Raw genomic sequence first — 13,272 nt, 5'->3', positions numbered from 1 at the left:
CACAAAAAAAGACCCGTAATAGGCTTACTCCACAAAAGGGGCAAGAACACGTTCCTAGCTCTTTTCCGGAGTAAGCATATCACAGGAAGCGGTAATGAGGAATTCAAAATTCAAAATCCCAATTAAAATCTCATTTAAAGGGACGCCAACGCGTGGACAGCCATTCCCAAATCGTGCCCCAAGGTAAGAGCGGGCCTCCCTCCAAGTCCTTCTGCTTACCAATCGTATACCCGATAAATAGCAGCAAGGCGCAGAACAACATATTCCAGAATCCGAAAAACAGATAGATCGGGCATAAAAACACGGCCGCCGCTATCCCGAGCAGGCGTCCTTTGTGACTCTCCCACAATTGTTTCCAGAACACCCCGCTGCTCACCCCTATTCAACCCGGCCTTTGAGAACCGGGGAATGGACCAGATTGGCAATGTACACCGATACGTAGGAAACAGGAATCCCGGTAATTTCCTCGACGCGGTCATGGACTTGTTTCTGAACTTCTTCCGTCAACGCAGGGATCGACGTCTCCCCGTCCACAAGCGCACGCACAACGATTTCAAGTCCGGATTCCGTAATCCGAATCCGCGTCTTCACTTCCTTGATGCCACGCACGCGGGAAGCGGCTTTGTAAGCCAAGTTCTCGATGGTGTCCACCGAGATCTGGATATCGCCGTATTCATTGCGTTGGTCGATCGAGGTCGCCGAGCTGCGGTCTCTGCTGACGGATATGTAAAACACACGAATGCTGATCAAGAGCAGCAGGATTGCCGCTACCCAAGTGCCGATATAGATCGGTTGCTGCTCCAGGACCTTCAATTCCAGAGGAACGGCGTCCGTGAGCACGAGAATAACGAATACGGATAGGATGGCAATGCTTAAGCTGTAAATAAACATCAAAATTCGATCTAAAATTTTGGCCACGACAGGTATTGCCTCCTTAAAAAGAGGGTTGCTTCAGCTTGTCCCAGCTGAAAATTACAGTAAACCCCTGACCAAGGAAGCGGTCAAGGGGTTCATGACAAATCGTTATTTCACGCGATGGGTCGCTTCCACTTCTTCCACACGTTCGGCTGCTTTGAAAATGACGTCGTGAATATGTACGTTCACTTCAACGACATTCAGTCCCGTCATGTTTTCGATGGAGCGTTTCACATTACGCTGGATTTCCGAGGCGACTTCCGGGAGACGGTTGCCGTATTCGACGATAACGGATACGTCCACCGCAGCTTCACGTTGACCGACTTCCACCTTCACACCCTTGGAAAGGTTCTTTCTTCCCAATAGTTCGGCGATCCCGCCGGCAAATCCACCGCTCATTCCGGCAACCCCCTTCACCTCGACGGTAGCCAGTCCAGCAATCACTTCGATGACTTCGGGGGCAATTTGAATTTCACCAATATCCGTACGTTCGAATTCCGTTGGCAATGTGCTCATTCTATTCATCCACCTCTCAATAAGTATGACGCTGCTCTAACGATAGATACCGCGCACTTATTATACATACTATATCATTTTGGGTTCATTATGACAAACGCGAGGCGGCTTTCTATATCTCGTTTTCTTCCAAAAATTTGATATCAAAGTCACCTTTAATAAAGGTCGGATGCTCCAGCAGCTTCTGATGGAAAGGAATCGTGGTATGAATTCCTTCGATGACGAATTCGGACAATGCCCGTTTCATCTTCGCGATCGCTTCCTCCCGTGTCGGTCCCCAAACGATCAGTTTCGCGATCATCGAATCGTAATGGGGCGAGATCATGTACCCTGGATAAGCTCCGCTGTCGACGCGAACACCCGGTCCGCCCGGAGGCAGATAGAAACCGATTTTCCCCGGAGACGGCATAAAGTTGCGGGTAGGATCCTCCGCATTAATCCGGCATTCGATCGACCAACCGTTCAGCTTAATGTCCTCTTGGGTGAAGGATAGCGGATTACCTTCGGCCACAGAGATCATCTCTTGAATCAAATCAACGCCGGTGACCATCTCGGTAACCGGATGCTCAACCTGAATCCGCGTGTTCATTTCCATGAAATAAAACTGTCCGTCCGGACCCAGTAGGAACTCCAGCGTTCCCGCACCGGAGTAGTTCACCGCCAGCGCGGCCCGAACCGCCGCTTCTCCCATCTCTTGCCGCTTCTCTGGCGAGAGCACCGGGCATGGCGCTTCCTCGAGCAGCTTCTGCCGACGGCGCTGAACTGAGCAATCGCGTTCACCCAAGTATACAGCGTTACCGTGTTTGTCGGCGATGATTTGGATCTCCACATGCTTCATGCCGGTCAAGTATTTTTCGAGATAGACACCGGCGTTCCCAAACGCTTTTTGCGCTTCTTGCTGCGCCGTTGTAATTTGCTTAATCAGCGATTCCTCGTCCTCGGCAATCCGAATCCCTTTGCCTCCGCCGCCGGCGGTCGCTTTGATGATGACCGGATAACCGATGTCCCGAGCAACCATCACGGCTTCTTCGAGGTCCTCAATCAATCCGTCCGAGCCCGGAATGACGGGCACGTTGGCCTCTTTCATCGTTTGCTTCGCCATCGCCTTGTCCCCCATGCGGGTAATCGCTTCCGGGGAAGGGCCGATAAACGTAATATTGCAGGAGCCGCAGATTTCCGCGAAGTCGGCATTTTCGGCCAGGAACCCATACCCTGGATGAATCGCGTCGCACTCCGTCAACGTCGCTACACTCATCAAATTGGTCAGATTCAAATAGCTGTCCTTGGACGGCGTAGGTCCGATGCAATAAGCTTCGTCGGCCAAACGGACGTGCAGCGAATCCTTGTCCGCTTCGGAATAGACCGCTACGGTAGAAATCCCGAGTTCACGGCAAGCACGAATGATCCGCACAGCAATCTCGCCGCGGTTAGCAATCAATATTTTATGAAATTTCATGAGATACTCGTATCCTCCTTTGGAAAGCTAGGGTAACGGCCCTTGAAGCTGCAACATGCGTGATGCGTTAAGGGCGTATTCCTTGGTTTACTCCGGCTTCACCAAAAAGAGAGGCTGACCGTATTCGACCATCTGCCCGTTCTCCACCAGGATGTCGATGATTTCGCCTTTCACTTCCGCCTCCAGCTCGTTCATCAGCTTCATCGCTTCAATGATGCAGACCGTCGTCTTCTCGCCGACTTTGTCGCCGATATTTACGTAAGGCTGAGCTTCCGGCGACGAGGCACGATAAAACGTCCCGACCATCGGCGAAACAATGGTATGTAAGTTCGCAGCAGGTGCAGCCGATGGGGCCGAGTCTGTCGCTTGAGGAGCCGATACCGTTTCTTGCGGAGCCGGAGCCGATGCGGCAGCTTGGACATTTTGCGGTACAGCGGCAACAACCTGCGGCTGCACGTGAACAACTTCACTCGCGCCGTTCTTGCGAATGGACAAGCGAGCGCCTTCATTTTCGATTTCTAGTTCATGCACGGACGTTTGGTCCAGCAGCTCGATCAATTCTTTAATTTCACTCAGCTTAAACATATCTTCACTCTCTCCTTCAGCTTTGTAGGAAAAGCCTTGGCCTTCAACCATAAGCCTTCTCGGCTCATAACTTTATGTATTATATCATAATCGATCAAAATGGAAAGAGTCCAAGTTGCCTCGGACCCTTCCCTCCTCGGTTGCTATTCGACTGTGCTATAACCTTATTGTTTTACGTATTGCACGCTGACTTTATCCTGGGATACGCCCAGTTCCTTGATCACGAGGTCCATGATGCTGACGGCTTCTTTCGCTTCCATCTTCTCGCTGATCACCACGACTTTATATTTGTCGTCCGCTTCTTGTACGACGGCATTGGCATATTGCTGTTTCAATCTTTCTTCGATGTCATAGATTTTCGCTTCTTTCTCTTCCAAAGCGCTTAATTCTTGTTGAGCCATTGCAGCTTCTTCAAGGGATTCGTTTTCGTTGATCGTTTTCATCAGCTCTTCTTGCTTCTTCACGTTATCCTGTGCACGAGCGAATTGGTAAGCGTTCAGCGTGTCCGAAGAAGAGACGCCTTGAGCTTCCAGCTGACTCAGCACATCTTCATCCGTTGTGGCTTCCTTCTGGCCGTTGTCCGCAGCTGCGGTATCTTCCGACGCCTTGCCAGCATCGGCCGTTTGCGTATCCGTGGAGGTTGCGGTATCGCCGTCTTTGGCCACATCCGTATTTTCGCTCTTGCCCTCTTCGGCGGATTGCTCGGTTTGATCGTCAATCGCTGTATCGTCCGTGATTGTGCTGCTGTTTTCACTGCCGTCCGTTGTCACTTCCGAAAGGATGACATCATCGCCGTCTGTGCTTCCATTCATGCCGTTATTTGTCGCAGTCACCTGTTGTCCGTCAGCGGTTGTCGCAGGTTGCGGTCCTTCTTCCGTAAATAAGTAGTAAGCGGATAAAATCACCATCAAGCTCAGCATGGAAACCAGCCAAATCGTTTGTCTTTTGGATTTCATATTGGATTTCCTCCTCAAAAAAATGTATTCGAACGAAACGTTTCCTTAAATTTTGATTGCTTCCTTATTGAGATTGCTTGCGCGGGACGACGGAGATCCGGTAAGCCGGTACGTTTAAGCCCTTCTCAACCGCATCGACGATCAAGCTTTTCACCGTTTTGTTCTCAGCTCCCCGGGCGACGACCAGCACGCCACGAACCTTAGGCTTGATCTTCTTGGTGACGATCGGCTGCTCGCTGCCGGAAGCCTCGTAGGTGACGATCTGTCCGTCACGGGTATATTGGGTGATATGGCGTTTTCCCCCACCCGCATCGCTTTCTTCCGTTAGCTCCTGCGAATCTTTGATGTTTCGTTGGACCACGATTTCCTCGGTCGAATCAATGGTGACCAGCACATCCACCGCACCGACGCCCACGATTTTCTCCAAAATCTCCTTGGTTTTGCCTTCGAGCGCCGTTTCGATGCTGCTGAATTCATCGTCGCCCGTGACGCCCGCAGATCCGGTTGATCCGGAAAGGTCCTGCATCATCGGCGGTTCGCGGCTCCCTTCGCCGTTGTTATCCAGCTGCTTCACGTTAACGAAGGAGTTAAACAACATGATGGCGATCCCAACCAACCCGAGGATCAACAGCCAACGAAACGTACTTGCGGTTTTTTTGCCATCCGTACCCTTGCCTAGCCATTGCTCCAGTTTCTTCAGCCATCCCGGCACTTTCTTCACCTCCCGGCGTGTTAATCATTTAGATGCTCGGCCCTAAGGACCGTGATTGCCTCTCGATCAACGCCCCAGTTCTCCTGGAGCAGCTCTTCGATTTGCGAGACCAGCCGGTCTGCCGCCGGCTCGGCATCGCCTGCGGACGTGCCGCCGATTTTGCCATCTTCCCCTGAAGGGTTCCCGTCCAACGACTCTTCAGGGGAACTGGCCATCGCCGCTTGGCTCTGCGCTTCGGATTCCTCCTCAGCGTCCCCGGTCTTGCCGGAATTGCTTGTGTTTACGCTGATTTTTATTTTTTCTACCGGTGCGATCGATACCTCCGGCCCTCTTCCGGCTGCATCGGCTTTTGCTGTTTGCTCTTCCGACTTCACCTGCGCCATGACGACCTCTACCGAGGAAATAACCGGCTCTGCGGCCAGCGGACGGATTCCGCCGGCTTCGGATTTTTCCGCGGGTTTGGTTTTCAGCTTGACGGTTACCCGTTCAACTTGCCGTCCTGTCGAGCGCTCGATTTGTTGCTTCATTTGCCTTGCCGCCTCCTCGCCTGCCCAGGCCAACGCTTCGGACTCCTGCTTTTCCCTCAGCTTCTCGCCCTGCTGTAGGATCGCTTCCGTGCTTTGAACCTGGGAATGACTCTCTAGTCCGTCCCAGCTCGTCGAGAATGCTGCCTCCAGCTGGTCTTTGGCATCGGCTGAGAAGAAACGCATGACTGGGGATATCAACGTTAGCAGGATCAGCAGGCTGACCACGAATCTGACGTAACGCTCCATCGCGCGGTTGGGCAGCAGCAAAACGATAAACACGGCGATTAACACGATGAAGATGATTTCTCTCAGCCACTCCGCCAGCCAGTCCACGCATGATCACCACCCCTTGTAATTCGTTTGGGCCCCTTTAGGACGTCTCACCTCATCATCACGGTGATGTTCCCGGCGGTCAGCATGATCGTTATCGCCAGGAAGAACATCATGCCCACCGCGGCCAGCGCTGCGAAGACATACAACATGCTCTTGCCGATCGTCTCCAGGCATGCGATGACCGGCGAATCGCCAAGCGGCTGCATCACCGCCGCAGCCAAGTTGAAGATTAGTGCCAGCGTAATGATCTTGATCGCCGGAAAGGCGCACAGAAACAGCAGAATGATCACCCCGACCAGACCGATCGAATTCTTGACGAGCAGGGAAGCGGAGATGACCGTGTCCGTTGCATCGGCGAACACTTTGCCGACAACCGGGACGAAGTTACCGGTCAGATATTTGGCCGCTCGCAGGGTGACCCCGTCCGCCACGGATCCGGCGATCCCTTTGACCGAGATGACGCCGAGAAAGACGGTGAGCAGGATCCCAAGCAAAGCCATGCTCACGGTACGCAGTAAATTGGCCAGCTGGGTGAGCTTATACTTGTCGGACAACGAGCTAACGATGTGCAGCACCGCCGAGAAGAACAATAGCGGGAATATGACCGTATGCACCGCCGTCCCCACCGCATGGACCATAAATACAACCAAAGGGTGGGTCACCGTTACCGTTACCGCATTGCCTAAGGAAGCCAGCAGCGTGAACAGCAGCGGCACCATCGCCATCATAAAGTCGATCATTCCGCTAATCGCATTCGTAGCATAGGTGATCGCCACATGAAAGCTGTTGATTGCAAGCACCAAAATCACCATATAGCAGATGGAGTAGGCAACTTTACTGACCTGCTTGCGCTCGAATGCGGTCTGCAAGGTTTCCAGAATCATACTGAATATGGAGAGCAGCACGATGGTCACTAAGATGTGTCCGTTATACAGCACCTCGTGCCACATATATCGCATCAGGCCGCTTAGCCCCGCCTTCAGACTAAAGCTCTGGTCCTGCTGCAGAAGCATATCCATAAAGGAAGGAAGCTTCTGATCCGGGAAAAACCCGCCGTACTCCTTCATCAGCTGCTGCCAATACGTTTCGACCTGATCGGTGGGAAGCTCCTTGGCTTGGCGTTGGATCCAGTTGTCCCCTTCCCCTTCCCCTTCGGCGGAGGCGATGACGGGCATGTACCCAAACAGCAGGACCCCTAAGACGATCAAGAGCAGCGTAGAAGCGCGCCATCGTTCAATCGTTGCTGGCATAAGTCTTTCTCCCCAATCTGATGCAATGCGCCTGCTAAGCCGGCAGCAGCTTGATGACCGTTTCGATAATAATGCTGATAATCGGAATGGCAAGCACCATGATGAGCACTTTGCCCGCCATTTCGATTTTGCTGGCGATGCTCTCCTGACCGGCATCCCGGACGATCTGTGCTCCAAACTCGGCGATGTAGGCGATCCCGATAATTTTCAGGATCGTCTTCAGATAGATCATCTGGACGCCGGACTTGTTGGCCAGATCCTCCAGCACCTCGATGATCCCGCCGATTTTTCCGATCAGGTACAGGAAGATCAGAACGCCCGTGCTTGCGGCAATCAGGAAAGCGAACATCGGCTTTTGTTCCTTGACGACCAGAACCAGCACGGTTGCGATGAGCCCGAGCCCTACAACTTGGATAATTTCCACGGAGCGCTCACCTACTGGAATAAAAAGATTGATTTGATTTCCTGAAACAGACTGTCAAGCAACCGGATGACCATGAACAGGACGACCACAAACCCGATCAGCGTCACCCAATGCGCCATGTCCTCTTTGCCCATCTGCTTCAATACCGTATGGATCATGGCAATGATGATACCGATGCCTGCAATCTGAAAGATGGCGTTCACTTCTATGTTCATTGATTTGGCACCTCACTAACGATTTCACAGGCGTCAATCAGCCGTGGAGGGAAATGGTATTCAGTAGAACAAAATGACGATGAACGCTCCGCACAAAAGCCCCAAGCTTCGATACATTTTCTCATAGCGGGCCTGTTCTTCCCGTGCTGCGGATTCCTCGCTCTCCAGTTGCCGTACGGCTGTGGCGATATGACCGAGTTGATCCTTCCGGTCGCTTGTCCCGAGCGTTAAGCTAAGCTGCCTTATGACCTCTTGCTCGGGCGCCTTCATCGCGGTATAGCTCCACAGCTTCGTTACGGCTTGTTCCAGACTCTCCTGGGCGGTTAGCGGGTGAGCGGAACTCATATGGTCCGCCGCACGAACGAAGATCGCTCGGATCGGCTCGCCGCTTTGCTCGCCGATTCTTCGGAGGGCGTCCGGAAGCGGTGTAAAGCCGTACATGATCTCCGTCTCGAGCCGCTTTAATGCGAGGATCAGCCTCCGGATTTGGCTTGGCCGTGCCGCGAATTGCCTGGCTTGCAGCCAGCCTGCCATGGTGGCAGTCAGCAGGACGAGTGCAGCTCCAAACATCTTAAGCATGCTCTTCCCTGCCTCTCCATCCGGGGGCGGCCGCCGGGATGCCGCGGCGTTTGCCGTCCCACAGCTTAAAGGCAAGTCCCTTATCCGTCCGCGCGATCACCGCATACATTTGGAAGAAGGAGCTTTCCGCCAGCCGGGACAATGCCGGGCGCGCAGCCAAATCGTCCACGCTTGAACCATGCGCCGTGGCGATGACCCGGACGCCGGCGTGCAGCGCTTCAGCCAAAGCCTCGGCATCCTCCGGTCGACCGATTTCATCGACGATGATGACATCTGGCGACATGGAGCGAATCATCATCATGATTCCTTCTGCCTTCGGGCAGCCGTCCATCACATCGGTTCGCGGACCCATGTCAAAGCCGGGCACTCCCCGCTTGCTGCCGGCGATTTCGGAGCGCTCGTCGATGACCGCAACCTTTAGCCCCGGCCAGGAGGCCTCGGGATGCCCCCAGGTTCCGCTGCTAATCTGGCGCGCTAAATCGCGAATCAGCGTCGTTTTTCCTTGCTGGGGAGGAGACAGGATTAAGGTGTGATACACTGTTTTGTGCCTGAAATCGAGCAGCCTCGGCAGGATCGGATCGGCAATGCCTCTAATTTCTCGGGCAATCCGCACGTTAAACCCGCTGATGTCCCGCAAGTGCTCCACCCTTCCTCCGCTGAGCAAGGTTCTCCCGGCTAGTCCGATACGATGGCCGCCGGCGATCGTGATAAACCCTTTGCGGAGCTCTTCCTCCATCGTATACAGCGAATGATTGGTGATCAGGTCAAGCAGCCGTTTGCCGTCCTGCTTGCCCGGTTTGTAAGCGGCGTCCGGATTCCGCGTCATCTCCCCGTCCGGCGTTAGAAAATAGTAGCGGCCGCCCGTATTAATCTCCAGCGGTCGTTCCTCGCGTATGCGGATTTCTTCCAAAGCCGGAAAGATAGAAGGCGGAAGCTTCAGCAGCAAGTCCCGGAGATTGTCGGGAAATACGGTCAACCAACTCGGGTTCATAGGCTTACCCCCAAAACTCTTACTTTCATGCATGTCCATACCGCCTGGTTTGCTTTCTCTTATTTGGATTGTTTTTTGCTATATCACATGTGTATGCTTGTACTTGATCAATATGCTAGGGAACTCTATCATTTCTTCAAAATGCCGATTAAGAGACAAGTCACCCCGCACCCGATCCATGCCATCTTTCCCCACGACAATTTGTCGGCCATCCCGACAAGTCCAATGGACGTGGTGACAAGCAGAATGGTCGGGCCGACGAACGCCAACGCCGAATTTACGGCCAGCGCCTTATCTACCCTGCCCAGCTTCAGCATAAGCAGCGCTGCTAGAATTTCGATCGTACCCGAAAAAATTCGCAAGGCCGCCATGCTTGTCACGAATTTATCAAGCATATATACCTCCTTCTTGTCCCATCTGTTCTCTTAACGATATGCCTGAAAATCTCTATTTATTAAAAAAAAATCCCCCGAAGCAATTCGCTTCGAGGGATTCCTTTTTTCCCGTTCTTAAGTTGCTTGTTATGCGGATTAACGCCGCTCCTGCGGACCGCCAACAAATGCGGTGGTCTCCGCATCCAGACCATATGCCGTATGCAAGGCCTTCACGACATCGTTCAGCTTGCTTCCTTCAATCACGCAGGACACCTTAATTTCGGAGGTGCTGACCATCTCGATATTGACGCCTTGCTTGGAGATCACTTCAAACATTTGTGCCGCAACGCCCGGATGGCTGACCATCCCTGCGCCTACGATCGAAACCTTCACAAGCCCTTCCTGAGAGGTGACCTTCTCGTAAGGCAGCTCGTTACGGATCCCTTCCAACACCTTCACCGCCTTGTCGCAATCGGACAGAGCTACTGTAAAGGAGAAATCCGCTTTACCATCCGTTACGCCGCTTTGGACGATGATGTCCACGTCGATCTTGGCCTCAGCCAGAGAGCCAAACACCTTCGCCAGTACGCCGGGCACGTGCGATACGCCCAATATGCTGATTCGGGCCACGTTCTTATCATACGCGATCCCGCTGACTACCACACCTTGTTCCATATTGACTTCCTCCTTCACGACCGTACCTTCATGATTGTTAAAGCTGGAGCGGACGACGAGCCGTACATTATTGTGCTTCGCATATTCCACCGCACGGGGATGCAGGACCGCCGCGCCTAAGTTCGCGAGCTCAAGCATCTCGTCGTATGAGATTTCGTTCAGTTTGCGGGCATTCTTTACGATCCGCGGGTCGGTAGAATACACGCCGTCCACATCGGTATAAATCTCGCAATAATCCGCCTTTGTCGCCGCAGCCAAGGCAACGGCCGTCGTATCCGAACCGCCGCGCCCGAACGTCGTAATCTCCCCGTCCTCAGTCAAGCCCTGGAAGCCGGCAACGATAACGATATATCCCTCTTCCAACGACTTGAGCACCCGCTCCGGCTTAATATCGGTAATGCGTGCTTTGCCATGCTCCGCCTCCGTGCGGAAGCCCGCTTGCCAACCGGTATAAGAAACGGCCTTGGCGCCCAGCGCATCGATAGCCATCGCCATCAACGCGATCGAGATTTGCTCGCCGGTCGTCATCAGCATATCCATTTCCCGCAAAGGTGGGTCTGGATTGATCAGCTTCGCCTGATCGATCAAATCGTCCGTCGTATCGCCCATCGCGGAGACGACCACCATCACCTGATGCCCTTCCTGCTGTTTGTTCACAACACGCCGGGCGACGCGTTGTATGCGCTCCGTATCGCCTACGGAACTGCCTCCAAATTTCATCACGTATAAAGCCAAGTCAGACCCTCCCTAATGGTGCTCCAAGTCGGAGCGTTCAACCCATTGAATCCAGTAACGCTTTAAACCAGTATAATACGAAAGACCCGAAGTTCGTCAATGGTTTTGCCGATATTAACAAAAATTCCTCCACCCAGGTAGGTGGAGGATGCCCGTTGGTACAAGACTCCGCCTGGAGCGGAGCCTTGACTACTGAGAGATTAAGCCCGCGAAATATATTTACCATCGCGTGTATCGATCAAGAGTACGTCGCCTTCATTAATGAAGAGCGGTACTTGAACGTTCAAGCCGGTTTCGACCTTGGCGTTTTTGGTTGCGCCGGTAGCCGTGTTCCCTTTGATTCCGGGTTCCGTTTCAATTACCTTCAGCTCGACGCTGTTCGGCAGGTTGATCCCGATAATTTCGCCTTGGTAGCTGACGATTTTTACGTTCATATTTTCTTTCAGGAAATTCAGTTCCCATTTCAGTTGATCCGACGTCAACGTAAATTGATCGTAGGTTTCATTATCCATGAACGTATGCTCTTGGCCGCTGGCATACAGATATGACACGTCGCGGTTTTCAATCATAGCCCGGCTGATCGTTTCGCCGGCACGGAACGTTTTCTCTACAATGTTGCCGTTCCGCAGATTTTTCAGCTTGGAGCGGACGAACGCTGCGCCTTTACCCGGTTTTACGTGTTGGAACTCCAGCACCGTATAAATGTCGCCGTCCACCTCGACGGTCAAGCCTGTTTTAAAATCGTTTACTGAAATCACAAAAGTACCTCCTCAAGTGGGTTAACACCTATATTAAAATTGAAAAATACCCAAAATTCAAGCTGTTCACGTAAGCTGCTGTTCCCCCACGATTGGAGTCCTTGCGAAACCACTTACTACAGCCGGGCATCCGGCCTTTCTGAAAGACCGGCGGCAACCCTATTTTAGCCTAGAGAAATAAAATCCTTCGTCGATTCCGTCAACCGGCGGATTCCGGTTTCCGTGATGACGACATCGTCCTCGATGCGGACGCCGCCGATTCCCGGCAAATAGATCCCCGGTTCAACGGTAACGACCATCCCCGGTTTTAGCACCGTGTCGCTCGCTTTGGAGACGCGCGGTGCCTCATGCACTTCCATTCCGAGGCCGTGTCCGGTGCTGTGTCCGAACTGTTCGCCGTAGCCGTAACGGGTAATCACGTCGCGCGCCAAAGCATCAGCTTCCCGTCCGGTCATCCCTGGACGAAGGAATTCCAGCGTATGCAGCTGGGCTTCCAGGACGATATCGTAAATTTCACGCAGCTTGGCGCTTGGCGTTCCCAAGGCTACCGTCCGCGTAATATCAGAGCAATACCCCTTATACAAAGCGCCGAAATCCATCGTGACCAGTTCGTTCGCCTGCATAATGCGTTCGCTGGCTCTCCCGTGCGGTAATGCGGAGCGTTCTCCCGAAGCCATAATCGTATCAAACGAAGGACCGGTGGCGCCGTTCTTCTTCATGAACGTTTCCAGTTCCAGAGCGGCATCCCACTCACTCATTCCCGGCTTCAGAACGTCGAGCATATGCAAGAAGGTCCGGTCCGCCAACTCAGCCGCTTCCTTCAGGATAGCCAATTCTTCGGCATCCTTGAAGATCCGCAGTTCTTCGACCAACCCGCTGAGCGGAACCAGCTTCACCGGCTTCAGCTCGCTTTCATACGTCCGGTAGGTGGCATACACCAACTGATCTTCTTCAAAACCAAGCCGTTCAATACCCTCTTGCTTTAGCAAGCTTTGAATGGTTCCGGTAACCGAAGCCCCGTGATCCACAATTTCGAACCCGGGCGCCTGTTCCGCAGCTTGGGTTAAATAGCGGAAGTCTGTGAGCAACCAGGCCTTCTGATGGGTAATCAGGACATAGCCGGAACTTCCCGTAAATCCCGTCAAATAGCAGCGGTTCACTTCTCCGGTGATGAGTACGGCTTCGATTTGCTGCGATGTCATCGCCTCGCGGAGCCGGGCTACACGTGTACTCGCCATAACCAGCTCTCCCTTATTATAGAGGTAGTAACC

17 protein-coding genes are annotated in these 13,272 nt (G+C 53.1%); all 17 read right to left on the bottom strand.

The features are described from left to right. Nucleotides 1-130 precede the first annotated feature (130 nt). Nucleotides 131-364 (bottom strand): DUF2273 domain-containing protein, encoded by a 234-nt coding sequence (locus ACL02P_RS04245; RefSeq protein WP_009225785.1) that lies wholly within the window; start codon nt 362-364, stop codon nt 131-133. A gap of 14 nt (nt 365-378) precedes the next feature. Beyond that, on the bottom strand, nt 379-918 hold the full coding sequence (gene amaP, locus ACL02P_RS04240; protein WP_009225784.1) for an alkaline shock response membrane anchor protein AmaP: 540 nt from the start codon (nt 916-918) through the stop codon (nt 379-381). A gap of 105 nt (nt 919-1,023) precedes the next feature. Further along, entirely contained in the window at nt 1,024-1,431 is a 408-nt protein-coding gene (locus ACL02P_RS04235) for an Asp23/Gls24 family envelope stress response protein (protein ID WP_009225783.1), read from the bottom strand. Nucleotides 1,432-1,543: 112 nt separating this feature from the next. Further along, the gene (gene accC / locus ACL02P_RS04230) at nt 1,544-2,887 is read right to left on the bottom strand and encodes an acetyl-CoA carboxylase biotin carboxylase subunit (RefSeq protein WP_009225782.1); all 1,344 of its coding nucleotides are present in this window, start codon (nt 2,885-2,887) and stop codon (nt 1,544-1,546) included. An 87-nt stretch (nt 2,888-2,974) separates the two neighbouring features. Continuing rightward, nucleotides 2,975-3,472 (bottom strand): acetyl-CoA carboxylase biotin carboxyl carrier protein, encoded by a 498-nt coding sequence (accB, locus tag ACL02P_RS04225; RefSeq protein ID WP_016311706.1) that lies wholly within the window; start codon nt 3,470-3,472, stop codon nt 2,975-2,977. 164 nt (nt 3,473-3,636) lie between these two features. Next, complete coding sequence (locus ACL02P_RS04220) at nt 3,637-4,428, bottom strand: SpoIIIAH-like family protein (RefSeq protein ID WP_009225780.1); 792 nt, start codon at nt 4,426-4,428, stop codon at nt 3,637-3,639. Between the two features lie 64 nt (nt 4,429-4,492). Next, a complete protein-coding gene (spoIIIAG, locus tag ACL02P_RS04215; protein ID WP_009225779.1) occupies nt 4,493-5,140 on the bottom strand; it encodes a stage III sporulation protein AG in 648 nt (215 codons plus the stop codon). Between the two features lie 20 nt (nt 5,141-5,160). Further along, the gene (gene spoIIIAF / locus ACL02P_RS04210; protein WP_412836864.1) at nt 5,161-6,000 is read right to left on the bottom strand and encodes a stage III sporulation protein AF; all 840 of its coding nucleotides are present in this window, start codon (nt 5,998-6,000) and stop codon (nt 5,161-5,163) included. 47 nt (nt 6,001-6,047) lie between these two features. Next, nucleotides 6,048-7,250, bottom strand: coding sequence for a stage III sporulation protein AE (gene spoIIIAE / locus ACL02P_RS04205; protein WP_412836863.1), 1,203 nt, complete (start codon nt 7,248-7,250; stop codon nt 6,048-6,050). Between the two features lie 34 nt (nt 7,251-7,284). Further along, complete coding sequence (gene spoIIIAD / locus ACL02P_RS04200; protein WP_009225776.1) at nt 7,285-7,674, bottom strand: stage III sporulation protein AD; 390 nt, start codon at nt 7,672-7,674, stop codon at nt 7,285-7,287. Between the two features lie 11 nt (nt 7,675-7,685). Beyond that, nucleotides 7,686-7,889, bottom strand: a complete 204-nt coding sequence (spoIIIAC, locus tag ACL02P_RS04195; RefSeq protein ID WP_009225775.1) for a stage III sporulation protein AC — start codon at nt 7,887-7,889, stop codon at nt 7,686-7,688. A gap of 60 nt (nt 7,890-7,949) precedes the next feature. Next, nucleotides 7,950-8,468, bottom strand: a complete 519-nt coding sequence (gene spoIIIAB, locus ACL02P_RS04190; protein WP_009225774.1) for a stage III sporulation protein SpoIIIAB — start codon at nt 8,466-8,468, stop codon at nt 7,950-7,952. After that, complete coding sequence (gene spoIIIAA, locus ACL02P_RS04185; RefSeq protein ID WP_036645775.1) at nt 8,461-9,459, bottom strand: stage III sporulation protein AA; 999 nt, start codon at nt 9,457-9,459, stop codon at nt 8,461-8,463. Before spoIIIAA ends, spoIIIAB begins: the two co-directional genes overlap by 8 nt. Before the next feature lie 128 nt (nt 9,460-9,587). After that, nucleotides 9,588-9,854 (bottom strand): YqhV family protein, encoded by a 267-nt coding sequence (locus tag ACL02P_RS04180; RefSeq protein WP_260070618.1) that lies wholly within the window; start codon nt 9,852-9,854, stop codon nt 9,588-9,590. Nucleotides 9,855-9,989: 135 nt separating this feature from the next. Continuing rightward, on the bottom strand, nt 9,990-11,243 hold the full coding sequence (locus tag ACL02P_RS04175) for an aspartate kinase (RefSeq protein ID WP_260070617.1): 1,254 nt from the start codon (nt 11,241-11,243) through the stop codon (nt 9,990-9,992). Nucleotides 11,244-11,443: 200 nt separating this feature from the next. Beyond that, the gene (efp, locus tag ACL02P_RS04170; RefSeq protein WP_260070616.1) at nt 11,444-12,001 is read right to left on the bottom strand and encodes an elongation factor P; all 558 of its coding nucleotides are present in this window, start codon (nt 11,999-12,001) and stop codon (nt 11,444-11,446) included. A 164-nt stretch (nt 12,002-12,165) separates the two neighbouring features. Beyond that, nucleotides 12,166-13,239 (bottom strand): M24 family metallopeptidase, encoded by a 1,074-nt coding sequence (locus ACL02P_RS04165; RefSeq protein WP_036645773.1) that lies wholly within the window; start codon nt 13,237-13,239, stop codon nt 12,166-12,168. Nucleotides 13,240-13,272 lie beyond the last annotated feature (33 nt).

The sequence above is a fragment of the Paenibacillus sp. MB22_1 genome, from assembly GCF_047200555.1.
Lineage (GTDB): Bacteria > Bacillota > Bacilli > Paenibacillales > Paenibacillaceae > Fontibacillus > Fontibacillus phoenicis.
The sequence above is the reverse complement of the archived record's forward strand: the minus strand, read 5'-3'. Positions and strand labels throughout refer to the sequence as shown.